The organism is Serratia sp. H402Y (assembly GCF_051172415.1).
Classification (GTDB): Bacteria; Pseudomonadota; Gammaproteobacteria; order Enterobacterales; family Enterobacteriaceae; genus Serratia; species Serratia ureilytica.
Genome location: NZ_JBPIYZ010000001.1, coordinates 2,338,943 through 2,355,671 on the forward strand (window position 1 = coordinate 2,338,943; position 16,729 = coordinate 2,355,671).

Sequence of the window (16,729 nt, forward strand, 5' to 3'; positions counted from 1 at the left end):
AGCCGCGATGGATACCCCCTTTATTTTGCGCCAGCAGCAGCACCGCGTGGTCACGCTGACGCTGCACCGCCCGGAGGCGCGCAACGCCCTGAGCACCCCTTGCCTGGAGCAGCTGGTGTTTCTGCTGGAGCAGGCCGATGCCGACAGCGGCGTGGGCGCCGTGGTGATCGCCGGCGCGGCGCGTTTCTTCGCCGCCGGGGCCGATCTGCATGAGCTGCAACGGCAGGATCTGCCGGCCGCGCTGGCGGATCGCCGTCCGCAGCTGTGGCAGCGACTGGCGCAGTTCAGCAAGCCGCTGCTGGCGGCGGTGAACGGCTATGCCCTGGGCGCCGGCTGCGAGTTGGCGCTGGCCTGCGACATCGTTATCGGCGGCGAAAGCGCCCGCTTCGGCCTGCCGGAGATCACCCTCGGCCTGATGCCGGGGGCCGGAGGCACCCAGCGCCTGATCCGCTGCGTCGGCAAGTCGCGCGCCAGCCAGATGGTGCTGACCGGCGAAGCCATCGACGCCCGCACCGCGCTGCAGGCTGGCCTTATCAGCGAAGTGTGCGTCGATGCCCTGACGCTGGAGCGCACGCAGCAGATTGCCGATCGCATCAGCCGTCAGGCGCCACTGGCGCTGCGCGCCGCCAAGCAGGCGCTGAAACAGTCCGAGGAAACCGGCCTTAGCCAGGGGCTGGCGATGGAGCGTCAGCAGTTCGTCACCCTGGCCGCCACCGACGATCGCCGCGAAGGCATCGCCGCCTTTTTCGAAAAACGTACGCCAAACTATCAGGGGCGCTGATTTATGGATAACGCATTGATTCTCAGTCATCTCGACGCCGGCGTGTTGACGCTGACCCTCAACCGGCCGGATCGGCTCAACAGCTTTAACGACGAGATGCATCGCCAACTGAGCGAAGCGCTGACGCAAGCCGAACGCGACGACAACGTGCGCTGCCTGCTGATCGCCGGCGCCGGCCGCGGTTTCTGTGCCGGGCAGGATCTCAACGATCGCAACGTCAGCGCCGATCAACAGGCGCCGGACCTCGGCCTGTCGGTCGAACGTTTCTACAACCCCCTGATCCGTCGCCTGACCGCCCTGCCCAAACCGGTGGTGTGCGCGGTCAACGGCGTGGCGGCCGGCGCCGGCGCCGCGCTGGCTCTGGCGTGCGACATCGTCATCGCCGCCGACAACGCCGGCTTTATTCAGTCGTTCTGCCGCCTGGGGCTGGTGCCGGATTCCGGCGGCAGCTGGTTCCTGCCGCGGCTGGCCGGCCACGCCCGCGCGATGGGCATGGCCATGCTGGGCGACAAAATCAGCGCCCAACAGGCGCTGGAGTGGGGCATGATCTGGCAGGTGGTGCCGGCGGATGAATTGGCCGACCGCACGCAAACGCTGGCGCGCCATCTGGCCACCCAGCCGACTTACGGTCTGGGGCTAATCAAGAAAGCCATCTACAGTTCGGCCACCAACAGCCTCGATCAACAGCTCGATCTGGAACGCGATCTGCAGCGATTGGGCGGCCGCAGCGACGACTATCGCGAAGGCGTCAGCGCATTCTTCGCCAAACGCACGCCAAATTTCAGCGGGAAATAGCCATGAACGCGCCCCTTCTTAATGGCCAGGTGGCGGTGATCGGCGCCGGCACCATGGGCATCGGCATCGCCCAGGTGGCCGCCGCCGCCGGCCACCCGGTACGGCTGTTCGATATCGCGCCCGCCGCCGCCCAGCGCGCGATCGACGAACTCGCTCGCCGCCTGCGGCAGCGGGTCGACGGCGGCAAGGCCGACGCAAACGCCACCGAGGCGCTGCTGGCGCGCCTCGAACGCGCCGACTCGCTCGAGCAACTGGCCGACTGCGCGCTGGTGATTGAAGCGGTGGCGGAAAATCTGGCGATCAAGCAGAGCCTGTTCCGCGATCTGGAAGCGGTCTGCTCGCCCACGGCGCTGTTCGCCAGCAATACCTCCTCGCTGTCAATCACCGCCATCGCCGGCGCCTTGCAACACCCGGCGCGCATGGCCGGGCTGCACTTCTTCAACCCGGCGCCGCTGATGAAGCTGGTGGAGATCGTCAGCGGTCTGGAAACCGGGGCCGAGACCCTCGCCGCGCTGCAGGCCCTGGCGCAGCGCTGGGGTAAGCAGAGCGTCGTGTGCCGCTCGACGCCGGGATTCATCGTCAACCGCGTGGCGCGGCCATTCTACGCCGAAACCCTGCGCGCGCTGGAGGAACGGGTGGCCGACGCCGCCACCCTGGATGCAGTCATGCGCGACGCCGGCGGCTTCGCCATGGGCCCGCTGCAGTTGACCGATCTGATCGGCCAGGACGTCAATTACGCCGTGACCGACTCGGTGTATCAGGCCTTCTACCAGGATCCGCGCTTCACCCCCTCACTGGTGCAGCAGGAGCTGGTGGCCGCCGGACATCTCGGCCGCAAATCCGGCCACGGCTTCTACCGCTACGACGCGCAACGCCCCGTCGCAGAGATGATCGCCTTTGCGCCGCCGGCGCAGGCCGCGCCGCCGCAACGCGTCACGCTGCACGGCGACTGGTCTTCGCTGGCCGATTTGGCGCAGCTGTTGATCGAAAATGCGGGGGCGATCAAACAACCTGGCCAGACCAGCCCGTACCTCACGATCGACGACGTTACACTGATGTTAACCAATGGTAAAACCGCCGGCCAACTGGCCGACGAACGTGGAACGCCCGTGGTGCTGTTCGATCTCTGTGCCGACTATGCGCATGCCTCCGCCATCGCCATCAGCTGCGCGGCGCAAAACGGCGCGCAACACAATGCCAACGCGATTCGCCTGCTGCAGTCCCTCGGCAAGCAGGTCATTCAACTGCCGGATTATCCCGGCCTGCTGACGATGCGCACTCTGGCCATGCTGGCCAACGAAGCGCTCGACGTGGTGAACAAAGGCGTCGCCGGCGCCGAGGATACCGATCTGGCGATGCTGCGCGGTGTCAACTATCCGCGCGGCCCGCTGGCCTGGGGCGCCGCACTCGGCTGGCGCCACATCCTGACGACGCTGGAAAACCTGCAACGCTATTACGGCGAAGCGCGCTATCGCCCGATGCCGCTGCTGCGCCGCTACGCTTCCCCCGCCTCTTTCTCAGGAGCCGAACAATGAACGCCAATACGCCGCGCGCGCTGGCTCAGCGCTGCGCCGAACAGATGTTCCAGCAAGATACCTGCGCTCAGGCGATGGGGATGCACATCGATGCCGTCGACGTAGGGTACGCGCAGGTCAGCATGACCGTCGGCCCGCAGATGCTCAATGGCCACCAGACTTGCCATGGCGGCCAGCTGTTCAGCCTGGCGGATACCGCCTTCGCCTACGCCTGTAACAGCCAGGGGCTGGCGGCGGTGGCTTCCGGCTGCAGCATCGACTTCGTCCGCCCGGCGCTGGCCGGCGATCGCCTCACCGCCAGCGCGCAGATGCGCCATCAGGGCAAAGCCACCGGGCTGTATGACGTCGAAATCGTCAATCAACAGGGCAAAACCGTCGCCTGGTTTCGCGGCCGCGCGCACCGCCTCGGCCACAGCATTTTAGGAGATCGGGCATGAATCAGGCATTTATCTGCGACGGCGTGCGCACCCCGATCGGCCGCTATGGCGGCGCGCTGGCCCAGGTGAGGGCCGACGATCTCGCCGCCCTGCCGCTGCGCGTGCTGCTGGAGCGCCATCCCCAGGTGGACTGGGCACAGCTGGACGACGTGATCCTCGGCTGCGCCAACCAGGCCGGGGAAGACAACCGCAACCTGGCGCGCATGGCGCTGCTGCTGGCCGGGCTACCGGTCGGCGTTTCCGGCACCACGGTGAACCGCCTGTGCGGTTCGGGCCTGGACGCGCTGGCGATGGCGGCGCGCAGCATCAAAGCCGGCGACGCCGGGCTGATGCTGGCCGGCGGCGCGGAATCGATGACCCGAGCGCCGCTGGTGATGGGCAAGGCCGACAGCGCCTTCAGCCGCCAGGCGCAGCTGTACGACACCACCCTCGGCTGGCGCTTCGTCAACCCGCGCATGCAGGCCGAGTTCGGCACCGATTCGATGCCGGAGACCGCCGAAAACGTCGCGGCGCAGTTCAACATCAGCCGCGCCGATCAGGACGCCTTTGCGCTGCGCAGCCAGCAGCGCGCCGCCCGGGCGCAGGCGCTGGGATACCTGGCGCAGGAGATAGCGCCGGTCAGCCTCACCGGTAAAAAAGGCGCAGTCACCCTGTTCAGCCAGGATGAACACCCGCGCGCCGACACCACCTTCGATCAGCTGCAGGCGCTGAAAACCCCGTTCCGTCAGCCCGGCAGCGTCACCGCCGGCAACGCCTCGGGGCTGAACGACGGCGCGGCGGCGCTGATCGTCGCCTCCGAAGCGATGGCGGCACGCCAGGGCCTGACGCCGCGCGCGCGCATCCTTGCCACCGCCACCTGCGGCGTGGAGCCGCGGCTGATGGGCATCGGCCCGCTGCCGGCCACCCGCAAGGTGCTGGAGATCGCCGGGCTGAGCCTGGCGCAGATGGACGTCATCGAACTGAACGAAGCGTTCGCCGCCCAGGCGTTGGCGGTGATGCGCCAGCTTGGCCTGCCGGACGATGCCCCGCAGGTCAACCCCAACGGCGGCGCGATCGCTCTGGGGCACCCGCTGGGCATGAGCGGCGCGCGCCTGGCGCTGGCCGCCCTGTTTGAACTGGAACGGCGAGCCGGCCGCTACGCTCTGTGCACCATGTGCATCGGCGTGGGCCAAGGCATCGCCATGATCATTGAGCGTGTCTGACCCCTGAGGCTAACCATGACAATAAATCCACAGCCCCTCGAAACGATCGAATTCGCCTCGCGCGATGAGATTGAAGCGTTGCAGTTGGCGCGTTTGAAGTGGACGCTGCACCACGCCTACGACAATGTGCCGATGTACAAGCGCAAGTTCGATCAGGCGGGCGTACACCCCGACGATTTTAAGCAGCTGAGCGATCTGGCGCGCTTCCCCTACACCACCAAGCAGGATCTGCGCGACAACTACCCGTTCGACACCTTCGCGGTGCCGATGGAACAGGTGGTGCGCATCCACGCCTCCTCGGGCACCACCGGCCGCCCGACGGTGGTGGGCTACACCCAGCGCGACATCGATAACTGGGCCGATATCGTCGCCCGCTGCCTGCGCGCCGGCGGCGCCACCGCCAAAGACAAGGTGCACGTCGCCTACGGTTACGGCCTGTTTACCGGCGGCCTCGGGGCGCACTACGGCGCGGAGCGGCTCGGCGCCACGGTGATCCCGATGTCCGGCGGGCAGACGGAACGCCAGGCGCAGCTGATCCTCGATTTCAAACCCGACATCATCATGGTGACGCCGTCCTATTGCCTGACGCTGATCGATGAACTGGAACGCAAAATGGGCGGCGACGCGCGCGGCTGCTCGCTACGGCTCGGCGTGTTCGGCGCCGAACCCTGGACCGAAGCCCTGCGCCACGAAATCGAAACCCGCATGGGCATCAAGGCGCTGGATATTTACGGCCTGTCGGAGGTGATGGGGCCGGGCGTGGCGATGGAATGTCTGGAAAGCGGCGGCGGCCCCACCATTTGGGAAGACCACTTCCTGCCGGAGATCATCTGCCCGGAGACCGGTATCGCCCTGCCGGACGGCGAGCACGGCGAACTGGTGTTCACCACCCTGACCAAAGAGGCGCTGCCGGTGATCCGCTACCGCACCCGCGATCTCACCCGGCTGCTGCCGGGCGACGCGCGCCAGATGCGCCGCATGGGCAAAATCACCGGCCGCTCCGACGACATGCTGATCATCCGCGGCGTCAACGTCTTCCCGTCGCAGGTGGAAGAACAGATCATGCAGTTCGAGCAGCTGTCGCCGCACTATCAACTGCAGGTCAGCCGCAGCGGGCATCTGGACACGCTGGCGGTGCGCGTCGAGCTGAAAGAATCGGCGCTCAGCCTCAGCCATCAGCAGCGTTGCGATATCTGCCACCAGCTGCGCCACCACATCAAATCGATCGTGGGCGTCAGCACCGACGTCAGCATCGCCAACTGCGGCGATATTCCGCGCTCGGAAGGCAAGGCGCAGCGCGTGGTCGATCTGCGGCCGCGCTGAGGCGCACGGCGTCACGGATGACGCCGCCCCAAATTATGGTAATGTTGTGGCTCATCGAAGGCTAACCCATGGAAAAATATGGAACATAAACTGGATGAGTTCATTCGCCATGCCGTCGACGCCCAGCCGATCAGCGGCACGTCGCTGATCATTTCGCTGTACGGCGACGCGCTCAGCCACCGCGGCGGCGAAGTGTGGCTCGGCAGCCTGAGCGCGCTGCTGGAGGCCTTCGGTTTCGGCGATCGCTTCGTGCGCACCTCGGTGTTCCGCCTGCAGAAAGAGGGGTGGCTGGCGGTGGAGAAAATCGGCCGCCGCAGCTTCTACCGCGTGACCGAGCAGGGAATGCGCCAGTTCCGCCACGCCGAATCGAAGATCTATCTGCGCGAGCAGCCCGCCTGGGACGGCAAATGGGAGCTGTTGCTGCTGGAATGCGCCGAAAAAAACGCGCGCGCGCGGCTGAAAAAAGAGCTGGGCTGGCTCGGGTTCGGGCAGATCGCCAACAACCTGATGGCCGCCCCCACCCATGCGCAAACCGACGTGACGGCGCTGCTCGGCGAATTGAACGCCAGCGAGCAGGTGATCTACTTCCGCGCCGATTACCCCTACAACCGCTCCGAGCAAACGCTGCAGAAACTGGTGGCCGACTGCTGGTCATTGAGCGAGGTGGCGGCCGGTTATCATGAGTTTATCGTCTCTTTCCGGCCGCTGATGGCGCTGCTGCGCGAAGTCGACCCGGCGGCGCTGACGCCGCTGCGCTGTTTCCAGATTAAGCTATTATTGATTCACTTCTTCCGTCGCGTGGTGTTGAAAGATCCGCTGCTGCCGGACGCGCTGTTGCCCGCCCAGTGGGAGGGCCAGATCGCCCGCAATCTGTGCATCAATCTCTATCAGCAGGTCGATCGCGCCGCGACGGACTACGTCAGCGCGCTGGCGGAGACCACCATCGGCGCCCTGCCCGCGCCGGCCGCCGGCTACTATCGGCGCTTCGGCGGCCTGCCGCGCGACCCTACATGTTAAGGAACTCACGCTATGCCTGTGTATCAGATTGACGGCCTGACGCCGGTCGTTGACCCCAGCAGTTACGTGCACCCGACGGCGGTGCTGATCGGCGACGTGATCGTCGGCAAACACGTGTATATCGGCCCGAACGCCAGCCTGCGCGGCGATTTTGGCCGCCTGGTGATCTGCGACGGCGCCAACATTCAGGACAACTGCGTGATGCACGGCTTCCCGCAGCAGGACACGGTGGTGGAAGAAGACGGCCATATCGGCCACGGCGCCATCCTGCACGGCTGCCGCATTCGCCGCAACGCGATGGTGGGCATGAACGCGGTGGTGATGGACGGTGCGGAGATCGGCGAGAACACCATCGTCGGCGCGATGGCGTTCGTCAAAGCCGCGGCGGTGATCGAAGCCAACAAGCTGGTGGTCGGCAGCCCGGCGCGCGTGCTGCGCGATCTGACCGAACAGGAGCTGGCCTGGAAGATCGCCGGCACCCGCGAGTATCAGGATTTGGTGCAGCGCTGCAAATCCTCGCTGCACGAAGTGGCGCCGCTGACCGAAATCGAGCCGGGCCGCCGTCGCCTGAGCTTCGGCGACCACCTGATCCCGAAAAGCCAGCTTTAGTCTCAGGGGCTGAGATGCGCCTCAGCCCCTCCCCTTATTACTCCACTTCCGGCGCCTTGAGTGGCGACGGCGCAACCGCGCGGCGGCTCTGGAAGTGATAAGCCGCCACCAGCAGCAAGGTGAACGGAATACCGAACCACAGCGTCATGCGGAAGAATTCGGTAAACGCCGTCGAGATCATCAACGCTGCCATCAGCCCGGCGCCGAGCAAGGTGGTATAGGGAAAGCCCCACATGCGAAATTTCAGGTGGGTCTGCCGATGCCGGCGGCGGAAGAACAGGTGGGTGACGAAAATCATCAGCCAGGTAAAGCAGGCGCCATACACCGAGATAGACATCATGGCGGCGAACGAGGTTTCCGGCGCCACCAGGCTCAGCACGATAGACACCACGATACCGATGCACGACATCGCCAGCGCATTGACCGGAATACCGCGCCGGCTGACGCGCCCCAACGCCGCCGGCGCCTGCCCGGCGCGCGACAGCGAGAACATCATGCGAGTGGTGATATACAGCTGGCTGTTCATTGCCGACAGCGCCGCTACCAGCACGATAAAGTTGAAAATACCGGCGGCGGCGGGCAGATGGATCACGTTCATCGCCATCAGGAACGGGCTTTCGCCGGTGCCGGACTGGCGCCAGGGCACGATGGCCAGCATCAGGGCGATCGACAGCATGTAGAAGATGAACAGCCGCACGATGGTGCCCTTGAACGCCGCCTTCACCGCAATCACCGGATTCTTCGCCTCGCCGGCGGCCACCGCGATCATTTCAATGCTCAGGTAGCTGAAGATGGACACGATCACCGCGAACCACATGCCCTTGACGCCAAACGGCATAAAGCCGCCGGCGGTCAGGTTGCGCAGGCCGTAGGCCGGGTTGCCCGAGAACGCCAGAATGCCGATGCCGATCAGAATAAACGCCACGATCGCCGTCACTTTGACGGTGGACAGCGCGTATTCCACCTGGCCGAACGATTTCACGCCGATCACGTTAACAACGATCACCGCCGCCGAGAACAGCAGCACCCACGGCCAGGTCGGCGTCGCCGGGAACCAGAACTGCATGTACATGCCGATGGCGGTGACTTCGGTGCCCACCGCCAGCACCACGCAAGACCAGTAAGAGTAACGCACCAGAAAACCGAACAGCGGGCCGAGATAGAATTCGGCGTAGTCGCCGAACGAGCCGGGCGTCGGGTGTTCGGAGGTCATTTCCGCCAGGCTACCCATCAGCAGCAGCGCAATGACGCCACCGATCAGGTAGCTCAGCAATACCGACGGCCCCGCCATCTGAATGGCGTAGGCGCTGCCGAGAAACAGCCCGGTGCCGATGGCGCCGCCGATCGCCAGCATCGACATCTGCCCGGCGGTAAGATGCTTGTTCAACCCGCCCTGGCGGCGGGCGATATGCTCAAAATCATTCATCTGTGGCATGGCTGTGCTCCCGGGCGGAGTTAGGCGGTGCGGGTGACGTCGAGGATCGCGGCGGTCACGTAGTCAATGTTGCCGGGGTTAAGCCCTGGCAGGCACATGCGGCCGGGCGAGACCAGATAGATGGCATAGCGCTGCCGCAGGGTCTGCAGCTGCGCTTCGTTCAGGCCGGTATAGCTGAACATGCCGCGCTGATCGCGTATGCGCCGGTGATCCAGCGAAGAGCCGCCCTGCGCCAGCCCGGCGGCCAGCTGTTCACGCATTTGCTTGATGCGCGAGCGCATTTCCGCCAGCTCATTGCGCCAAAGCTCGCCAAGTTCGGCGTCGCCGAGCAGGGTTTCCACGATCTGGCTGCCGTGCGTCGGCGGGCAGGAGTAGCTGCGGCGGATCAGCGTTTTTAACGCCCCTTTGACGTTGGCGGCATTTTCCGCGTCGGCGCAGCGCACCGACAGCGCGCCCAGACGCTGGCCGTACAGCGCGACGTTTTTGGAAAACGAATTGCAGACCAAAAACGGCAGATCGGTTTTCAGCGCTTCGCGCAATGCAAAGCAGTCTTCCTCCAGCCCGTCGCCGAAGCCCTGATAGGCGATGTCGAACAGCGGCAGCAGGCTGCGTCGTTGCAGCACGGCGAGCGTGGCGCACCACTGCTCCGCCGTCAGATCGGTGCCGGTTGGGTTGTGGCAACAAGGGTGCAGCAAGACCACGCTGCCCGGCGGCAGGCTGTCCAGCGCGTCGAGCATGGCGGCGAAACGCAGGCCGCCCGCCGCTTCATCAAAGTAGGGATAGGTATTCACCCGCAGCCCGGCGCCTTCGAAAATCGCCCAATGATTGGCCCAGGTAGGATCGGACACCCAGATTTCACCGCGCGCCAGAAAGTGGCGCAAAAAATCCGCCGCCAGCTTCAACGCGCCGGAGCCGCCGACGGTCTGCACCGTGGCGATCTCGGCCGCCTGTTGCTCACCGAACAGCAGCGCCTGCACCTGGCGGGCGAACTGCGGCGAACCTTCGATCGGCGGATAACCGTGCGGGCGGCGCAGCGCCAGCAACCGCTGCTCGGCCGCCTCAACCGCCTGCATCAGCGGAATATTTCCCTGCCGATCGTAATACAGCCCAATGCCTAAATTCACTTTTTTCGGATTGGGATCCTGCAAATAGGCTTCCATCAGCGACATAATAGGATCGGCGGCGGAAGGTGCAATCTGTTTAAACATGACGCATCCTTAACTCGTTATTGAATTAATATGAAGACAGGCTTAAGGAGAAATTAAATCAGGCGATGGCGCTGACGGTAATTTCTATTTTCATTCCGGGCACCACCAATTTCTCGACGATAACCGTGGAGCGATTGGGATAAGGATAATTAAAGTATTTCCGGTAAATATCATCGAGCCATTTAACGTCGTTAACGTCGGTAAGATACACGATCACCTGCAGCACCTTATCGCTGTGGCTGCCCGCCGCCTTCAGCGTCTGCGCCAGGTTATCGAAGGTCAGCGCAATCTGTCGCTCCGGCGCGCCGGTGTCGATGCTGCCGTCCGCCCGCACCGGGCCGTGGGCGGTAAACAGCATGCCGCCGCCCCGGGTGGCCCAGGAAAAAGGCTGGCCGATATCCGGCAGCCCGGTCTCTACAATCTCGCGCATGTCAGTGGTTCCCGTGGTGGTCAAGTTTGCGAAGCAGCGCGCCGTCGGCGGCGAACAACGCATCCAGGATGGTGAAATGGTTGGCGCCTGGCACCGCGACCAGTTCAGCCGGCAGCCCGCGTTGGCGCAGCGCCGCATGATAGTGTTGCGACTGACCTCTCAGTTCCGGCAGCTCCAATGCGCCGTAATACAGCGTAAGCGGCTTGCCGCGCGTCGGCAGGCGGCGCGCCGGGCTGAGCGTTTCAATTTGCCGCGTGGTCAACTGCAGCGCCCGATTGACATAGCTTTGTTGCAGCGGCGCCAGCTCGAACAGGCCGCTGATGGGAAAGACGGCATCCACCAACGCATGCTGCTGCCAGAGCGCCGCCAGCTGCCCGCCGGCGGAATGGCCGCACAGATAAACCGGATGGGCGTAGTGCGGCGGCAGGCGGCGCTGAATGGCATCCAGCGCCATTCCGATCTGTCGGCATATTTCGTCGAGATCCACCGCCGGCGCGAGCGCATATTCCACCAACACCACGTCAAAACCCAACGCCAGCGGCCCGGCGGCGATAAAGGCGAAATCCGCCTTATCGCAAAATTGCCAATAGCCGCCGTGAATAAAAATTAACGTCCCCTGATGCTGCCTTGCAGAATAGAGCCAATCAAATGTTTCGCGTTCGTCGTTGCCATAAGCAATATTATTTTCATGGCGCGTCTGTTTATAAACAGCCGCGCTGCGGGTTTGAAATGAAGTCAAAATAGCCGCTTCATTATCCACCGTGGCGCCGTTGTCATAACTCCCCGCAAGTGGTTTCATATATTAAACTTCGTTTATTATTTAAGATGTGAATTAACTATTAGCACCGACAAAATTATTGTCAAGACGGGCGCATCAGCAATGCGCGCCCGGTAAAATAAAACCTGATGAATAATGAAAAAGTTTAACCCATGAAACTTTTTGCGTTTATTTCCCCCGCCCGTCCGGCTGAATTTGCGGCAAGGCGCTGAGCCGTTCAAATGCATAATCCCAAAAGGCGCGCACCTTCAGCGGCATGTGCTGCGCCTGCTGCGCCACCAGCTGTACCGGCATCGGCAACGGTTCATGATCCGTCAACAGCCGCACCAGCGTGCCGGCGGCCAAATCGTCCGCCACCTGATACGAGAGCAACCGGGCGACGCCCTTGCCGGCGCGCACCGCCAGCAGTTGCGCTTCCACGTCGTTGAGCAACAGCCGGGGCGTCAATCGCACGCGCTCGCCGTTTTCCTGCGGGCCGAAGCGCCATTCGCGCAGCGACGGCCGCTGGGTGCCGACGATGGTGGCGTGCTCCGCCAGCTGCGCCGGCGATCGCGGTTCACCGCAGCGCGCCAGGTAATCCGGGCTGGCGACCGTCACCCGGCTGACCTGCCCCAGGCGCCGCGCCACGCGGGAAGAGTCCTGCAGATGACCGATGCGCACCGCGATATCCAACCCTTCGTCAATCAGATCGAGATTGCGATCGTTCAATACCATTTCGATCTGCATCTGCGGGTAATCATCGAGAAAAGCCATCACCACCGGCGCCACGTACCGGCGGCCGAACTGCACCGGCGAGGTAACGCGCAGCAAGCCGCTCAGCTGCGCTTCGGCGGTATCCTGCACCACCGCCTGATAATCCTGCAGCAGCCGTTGCGCGCGCTCCAACAGCCGCGCACCCGCCTCGGTGGGCGCCAGCCGCCGGGTCGTGCGCTCCACCAATCGGGTGCCGAAACGCTGTTCCAGCGCGGCGATGGCCCGGGTGATCGCCGGCGCCGAACGCCGCAGTTTGCGCCCGGCCGCCGCCAAGCTGCCTTGCTGCACCACCGCCACGAAAATCGCCAACTCGTCTAACCGATCCATAGATTCTTCCGAAAAGTGAAATTATCAATTTCCACATTGCCGGATTTCGCTCGTTCAACGCAAGAGTATGCTGACAAAAAGCACTGAGGAGAAACGCCATGTCCACCATCACACTCTACGGCACCCCGCTTTCCGGCCACGTTCATCGCGTGGCGTTGCTGCTGCGCATGCTGGCGCTGCCCTATGCATGGGTCGAAGCCTCGGCGGACGTACGGCAGAGCGCAGCCTTCCGCCGGCTCAACCCGTTCGGCCAGATCCCGGTCTTGCAGGATGGCGATCTGACGCTGGCCGACAGCAACGCCATTCTGGTCTATCTGGTGAAGCGCTATGCGCCGGACAGCCACTGGCTGCCGGAACAGCCGGCCGCGGCGGCGCGAGTGCAGGCCTGGCTTTCCAAAGCCGCCGGTGAAGTCCGCTACGGCCCGGCGGCCTGCCGACTGATCGCCCAATTCGCCGTGCCGGAGGACTATCAGGCGGCGCGGGCGGTCAGCGATCGTTTCCTGCCGCAGATGGAACAGCACCTGAGCGAGCGGGACTACCTGGCCACCGAACACCCCACCATCGCCGATCTGGCCTGCCACAGCTACGTGGCAGTCGCGGCCGAAGGCGGCATTTCGCTGTCGCCTTACCCTGCGATACGTCGCTGGGCGGTGCGCATCGCTGCACTGCCCGGCTTCTTTGCCATGCCGGCCCTGCCGGAACCGGCGGGGAGCTGACGCCATGATCCCGCAACTGTTCCATCCCGATGAGCTGCGCGCGCAGACGCTGGCCGGGTTTGGCGGCGTAGGCGGCGGCATCTACCCCGCGATGCCGGATCAGCACCGCGCGTTTTTCGCCGCGCTGCCCTACCTGTTTGTCGCCACGCTGGATGAACAAGGCTGGCCCATCGCCACCCTGTTCACCGGCCCGCCCGGATTTTTACGCACGCCGGACGACACGCATTTACGCATCAGCGCGTCGCGCCGCAGCGACGATCCCGCCCAGGCGCTGTTGCTGCCCGGCAAGCCGGTCGGCGCGCTGGGGCTGGATTTCAGCAACCGGCGGCGCAACCGCGCCAACGGCGCCATCGGCCGCACCGACAAAAACCGGGTGGAAATCCTCGTTCAGCAAAGCTTCGGCAACTGCCCGCAGTACATTCAGCGCCGCGAACTCTACCCGGTGGACAGCCGGCCGCAGCCGGTTGAGCATTTGGCCGTGCTGGATGCGGCGGCGCAGGCGCTGATCCGCGCCGCGGACACCTGCTTCGTCGCCAGCTGCGCGCACCTGGCACTGCCGCAGGGCGGCGTGGATATTTCCCATCGCGGCGGCCGCCCCGGCTTTATCCATCTGGAAGGCGACACGCTGTGGATGCCGGACTTTCGCGGCAACCGCTACATGAACACGTTGGGCAATCTGCTCGCCGAACCGCGGGCGGCGCTGCTGTTCATCGATTTCGATCGCGGCGACGTGCTGCATCTGCAGGGGGAAACGCAAATCCTCTGGCAGGCGGAAGGGGATCCCGGCGTCGAAGGGGCGGAACGCTATTGGCGATTTGACGTGCGCCGCGCCTGGCGTTTTGCGGCGGCGCTGCCGTGGCGAGGGCGCAATCTGGAGTATTCGCCGGCGACGCTGGCGACCGGGGTGTGGCGCCGCTGAGCTGAAATGAAAAGCCCCGCGGCGGCGGGGCTGGATCGGAAATTACAGGCTGTGTTCGGCCGCCGATGCGGCCTGATAAAGCTGACGAAAATAATTCAACCGCGCAAAGAACAGGCGGCTTTGCTGCTCCGACATATTGCCGGCCACCTGCCCGACGTCAATCTGCCGCCCTTGCCATTCCATCAGGGCGATGCTCGACGCCAAAAAATCCATTTCGCTGCCGTAGGCCGCGAGATGTCTGTCTACTGATTTCATCATTCGCACACTCCTTTTAATCACATCGAAAAGGGTCATATGCCTGCTCTTTCAGTATCGACCCGACGGCGGATATTTTTTGTACAGAAGATGCGCAGTGAGAAAACGGCCATCTTGTCGTCGCGTTGGCAAACGGCGGCGGCAAAGTTTGCTAGGGTAAAGGGGAGCCGTATGGAATAGACCACTCCGTTGAACTCAGCAAAGGAAGAGACTCATGAGCATCAGTATCCGCGCCACCCTCAAGGATCCCACGCTGTTCCGCGAGGCCAATTACATCGACGGGCAATGGTTGCCGGCCCAGGAAGGCCGCACGATCGCCATTCATAACCCTGCCAACGGCGAGCGGATCGGCCACGTGCCGGCCTTCGGCGCCGAAGAAACCGCTCGCGCCATCGCCGCCGCCAAAAAAGCGCTGCCCGCCTGGCGCGCGCTGACCGCCAAAGAGCGCGCCGGCAAGCTGCGGCGGCTGTTTGAGCTGATGATGGAAAATCAGGAAGATCTGGCGCGCATCATGACGGCGGAACAGGGCAAACCGCTGGCCGAAAGCCGCGGTGAAATCGCCTATGCCGCCTCCTTTATCGAATGGTTCGCCGAGGAAGGCAAGCGGGTGTATGGCGACACCATTCCACAGCCGCAGGCCGGTCGCCGCATCATCGTGCAAAAAGAGCCGATCGGCGTGTTCGCCGCCATCACCCCGTGGAACTTCCCGGCGGCGATGATCACCCGTAAAGCCGGCCCCGGCTGGGCCGCCGGCTGCACCGGGGTGATCCGCCCCGCCAGTCAGACGCCGTTCTCGGCGCTGGCGATCGCCGTGCTGGCGGAGCGCGCCGGGTTGCCCGCCGGGGTGTGCAACGTGATAACAGGCCCCAGCAAAGGCATCGGCGGCGAACTCACCGCCAACCCGGATGTGCGTAAACTCTCCTTCACCGGCAGCACCGAAGTGGGGGCACAGCTGCTGGCCCAGTGTGCGCCCACCATCAAGAAAACCAGCATGGAGCTGGGCGGCAACGCGCCGTTTATCGTGTTTGACGACGCCGATCTGGACGCCGCCGTGGCCGGCGCGGTCGCTTCGAAATACCGCAACGCCGGCCAGACCTGCGTCTGCACCAACCGTTTTCTGGTGCAAGACGGCGTATACGATGCCTTCGCCGCCAAACTGAAAGCCGCCGTCGCCAAGCTGAAAGTCGGCAACGGCCTGGATGACGGCGTCACCATCGGCCCGTTGATTAACCCGGACGCGGTGGAGAAAGTGCGCGAGCACATCGCCGACGCCGTCGAGCACGGCGCCTCGGTGCTGCTGGGCGGCAAGCCTGACGCGCTGGGCGGCAATTTCTTCAGCCCGACCATCCTGACCGACGTGCCGCGCACGGCGAAAATCTTCCGCGAGGAGACGTTCGGCCCGGTGGCGCCCCTGATCCGCTTCAGCCAGGAAGCCGACGCCGTCGAACTGGCTAACGACACGCCGTTCGGCCTGGCCGCTTACTTCTACAGCCGCGACATCGGCCGGGTGATGCGCGTGGCCGAAGCGCTGGAGTACGGCATTGTCGGCATCAACGAAGGGCTGATCTCCACCGAAGTGGCGCCGTTCGGCGGCATGAAACACTCCGGTTTGGGCCGTGAAGGCTCAAAATACGGCATCGAAGACTATCTCGAAATCAAATACCTGTGCCTCGGCGGTTTGGATGCCTGATGTGAGGGGCACCCGCGCCTGCGGGGGCCCTGTCTGGCGGTTTTGGGCAGCCTTTGCTACCTTTAGGCCTCTTTTCAGCGGTTAAAAGGAATTGCCTCTATGCAGCCCTTCACGGTACACCTGCCCGGTTTTTACGTCGCCGGCCAGACAATCAGAACCACCAATCAGGACGAAACCCAGCCCGAGACGGCTAAAATCCCGGCGCTGTGGTCAGACTTTTTCGCCACCTCGCCCGCCATGCCGGTTTACGGGGTCTACTCCAACTACGCCTCCGATGCCAGCGGGCCGTTTGATGTCACCGCCGGCAGTGAGGCACAGAGCGGTTTGCACATCCAACCTGGCCGCTATCTGGTGTTCCAGGCCCGAGGCACCATGCCGGCGGCGGTCATCGAAGGCTGGCAAGCCATCTGGGGCTACTTCGAGCAACACCCGGAAATCGAACGTCGCTTCCTGACCGACTTCGAAGCCTATACCGGCCCCGACGCGGTCGATATCCATATCGGCTGCCGCTAACGCGAC

At 64.2% G+C, this 16,729-nt stretch carries 18 protein-coding genes; 12 read left to right on the forward strand and 6 right to left on the reverse strand.

Features of this window, described 5'->3' with window-relative positions; all coding sequences use genetic code 11:
• Window positions 1-7: 7 nt before the first annotated feature.
• The 8 genes from paaF (at window position 8) to paaY (ending at window position 7,699) form a co-directional block, all read left to right on the forward strand.
• Window positions 8-781, forward strand: a complete 774-nt coding sequence (paaF, locus tag ACSBQS_RS11460) for a 2,3-dehydroadipyl-CoA hydratase PaaF (RefSeq protein WP_197666029.1) — start codon at window positions 8-10, stop codon at window positions 779-781.
• A 3-nt stretch (window positions 782-784) separates the two neighbouring features.
• Entirely contained in the window at window positions 785-1,576 is a 792-nt protein-coding gene (gene paaG, locus ACSBQS_RS11465) for a 2-(1,2-epoxy-1,2-dihydrophenyl)acetyl-CoA isomerase PaaG (protein ID WP_033643612.1), read from the forward strand.
• A 2-nt stretch (window positions 1,577-1,578) separates the two neighbouring features.
• The gene (locus tag ACSBQS_RS11470) at window positions 1,579-3,111 is read left to right on the forward strand and encodes a 3-hydroxyacyl-CoA dehydrogenase (protein ID WP_342163446.1); all 1,533 of its coding nucleotides are present in this window, start codon (window positions 1,579-1,581) and stop codon (window positions 3,109-3,111) included.
• Entirely contained in the window at window positions 3,108-3,548 is a 441-nt protein-coding gene (gene paaI / locus ACSBQS_RS11475; protein ID WP_033650803.1) for a hydroxyphenylacetyl-CoA thioesterase PaaI, read from the forward strand. The genes ACSBQS_RS11470 and paaI overlap by 4 nt, the downstream gene beginning before the upstream one ends.
• A complete protein-coding gene (gene pcaF, locus ACSBQS_RS11480) occupies window positions 3,545-4,750 on the forward strand; it encodes a 3-oxoadipyl-CoA thiolase (RefSeq protein WP_033650802.1) in 1,206 nt (401 codons plus the stop codon). The genes paaI and pcaF overlap by 4 nt, the downstream gene beginning before the upstream one ends.
• Window positions 4,751-4,765: 15 nt before the next feature.
• On the forward strand, window positions 4,766-6,073 hold the full coding sequence (gene paaK / locus ACSBQS_RS11485; protein WP_434990559.1) for a phenylacetate--CoA ligase PaaK: 1,308 nt from the start codon (window positions 4,766-4,768) through the stop codon (window positions 6,071-6,073).
• Between the two features lie 78 nt (window positions 6,074-6,151).
• Window positions 6,152-7,090 (forward strand): phenylacetic acid degradation operon negative regulatory protein PaaX, encoded by a 939-nt coding sequence (gene paaX / locus ACSBQS_RS11490; RefSeq protein ID WP_046687375.1) that lies wholly within the window; start codon window positions 6,152-6,154, stop codon window positions 7,088-7,090.
• A gap of 12 nt (window positions 7,091-7,102) precedes the next feature.
• Window positions 7,103-7,699, forward strand: coding sequence for a phenylacetic acid degradation protein PaaY (gene paaY, locus ACSBQS_RS11495; protein WP_033643617.1), 597 nt, complete (start codon window positions 7,103-7,105; stop codon window positions 7,697-7,699).
• A 37-nt stretch (window positions 7,700-7,736) separates the two neighbouring features.
• On the opposite strand, the gene ACSBQS_RS11500 is transcribed toward paaY, so the two are convergent.
• From ACSBQS_RS11500 to ACSBQS_RS11520, 5 genes are all read right to left on the reverse strand, one after another.
• On the reverse strand, window positions 7,737-9,134 hold the full coding sequence (locus ACSBQS_RS11500; protein ID WP_147838102.1) for an amino acid permease: 1,398 nt from the start codon (window positions 9,132-9,134) through the stop codon (window positions 7,737-7,739).
• A gap of 20 nt (window positions 9,135-9,154) precedes the next feature.
• A complete protein-coding gene (locus tag ACSBQS_RS11505; RefSeq protein WP_197666026.1) occupies window positions 9,155-10,342 on the reverse strand; it encodes an aromatic amino acid transaminase in 1,188 nt (395 codons plus the stop codon).
• 58 nt (window positions 10,343-10,400) lie between these two features.
• Window positions 10,401-10,772, reverse strand: coding sequence for a RidA family protein (locus tag ACSBQS_RS11510; protein ID WP_033643621.1), 372 nt, complete (start codon window positions 10,770-10,772; stop codon window positions 10,401-10,403).
• 1 nt (window position 10,773) lies between these two features.
• Window positions 10,774-11,571 (reverse strand): alpha/beta hydrolase, encoded by a 798-nt coding sequence (locus tag ACSBQS_RS11515; protein WP_342163454.1) that lies wholly within the window; start codon window positions 11,569-11,571, stop codon window positions 10,774-10,776.
• Between the two features lie 147 nt (window positions 11,572-11,718).
• Window positions 11,719-12,630 (reverse strand): LysR family transcriptional regulator, encoded by a 912-nt coding sequence (locus ACSBQS_RS11520; RefSeq protein ID WP_047025407.1) that lies wholly within the window; start codon window positions 12,628-12,630, stop codon window positions 11,719-11,721.
• A 98-nt stretch (window positions 12,631-12,728) separates the two neighbouring features.
• Here ACSBQS_RS11520 and ACSBQS_RS11525 point away from each other — a divergent pair, with 98 nt between their 5' ends.
• Together ACSBQS_RS11525 and ACSBQS_RS11530 are read left to right on the forward strand one after the other, a co-directional pair.
• The gene (locus tag ACSBQS_RS11525) at window positions 12,729-13,346 is read left to right on the forward strand and encodes a glutathione S-transferase family protein (RefSeq protein WP_342163457.1); all 618 of its coding nucleotides are present in this window, start codon (window positions 12,729-12,731) and stop codon (window positions 13,344-13,346) included.
• 4 nt (window positions 13,347-13,350) lie between these two features.
• On the forward strand, window positions 13,351-14,265 hold the full coding sequence (locus tag ACSBQS_RS11530) for a pyridoxamine 5'-phosphate oxidase family protein (RefSeq protein ID WP_213587909.1): 915 nt from the start codon (window positions 13,351-13,353) through the stop codon (window positions 14,263-14,265).
• Between the two features lie 42 nt (window positions 14,266-14,307).
• Here ACSBQS_RS11530 and ACSBQS_RS11535 read toward each other — a convergent pair whose 3' ends face one another.
• Complete coding sequence (locus ACSBQS_RS11535) at window positions 14,308-14,523, reverse strand: glycogen synthesis protein (RefSeq protein ID WP_434990563.1); 216 nt, start codon at window positions 14,521-14,523, stop codon at window positions 14,308-14,310.
• A 211-nt stretch (window positions 14,524-14,734) separates the two neighbouring features.
• Here ACSBQS_RS11535 and gabD point away from each other — a divergent pair, with 211 nt between their 5' ends.
• Complete coding sequence (gabD, locus tag ACSBQS_RS11540; protein ID WP_164106692.1) at window positions 14,735-16,210, forward strand: NADP-dependent succinate-semialdehyde dehydrogenase; 1,476 nt, start codon at window positions 14,735-14,737, stop codon at window positions 16,208-16,210.
• A gap of 99 nt (window positions 16,211-16,309) precedes the next feature.
• The gene (locus ACSBQS_RS11545) at window positions 16,310-16,723 is read left to right on the forward strand and encodes a GyrI-like domain-containing protein (protein ID WP_164106690.1); all 414 of its coding nucleotides are present in this window, start codon (window positions 16,310-16,312) and stop codon (window positions 16,721-16,723) included.
• Window positions 16,724-16,729: the final 6 nt, after the last annotated feature.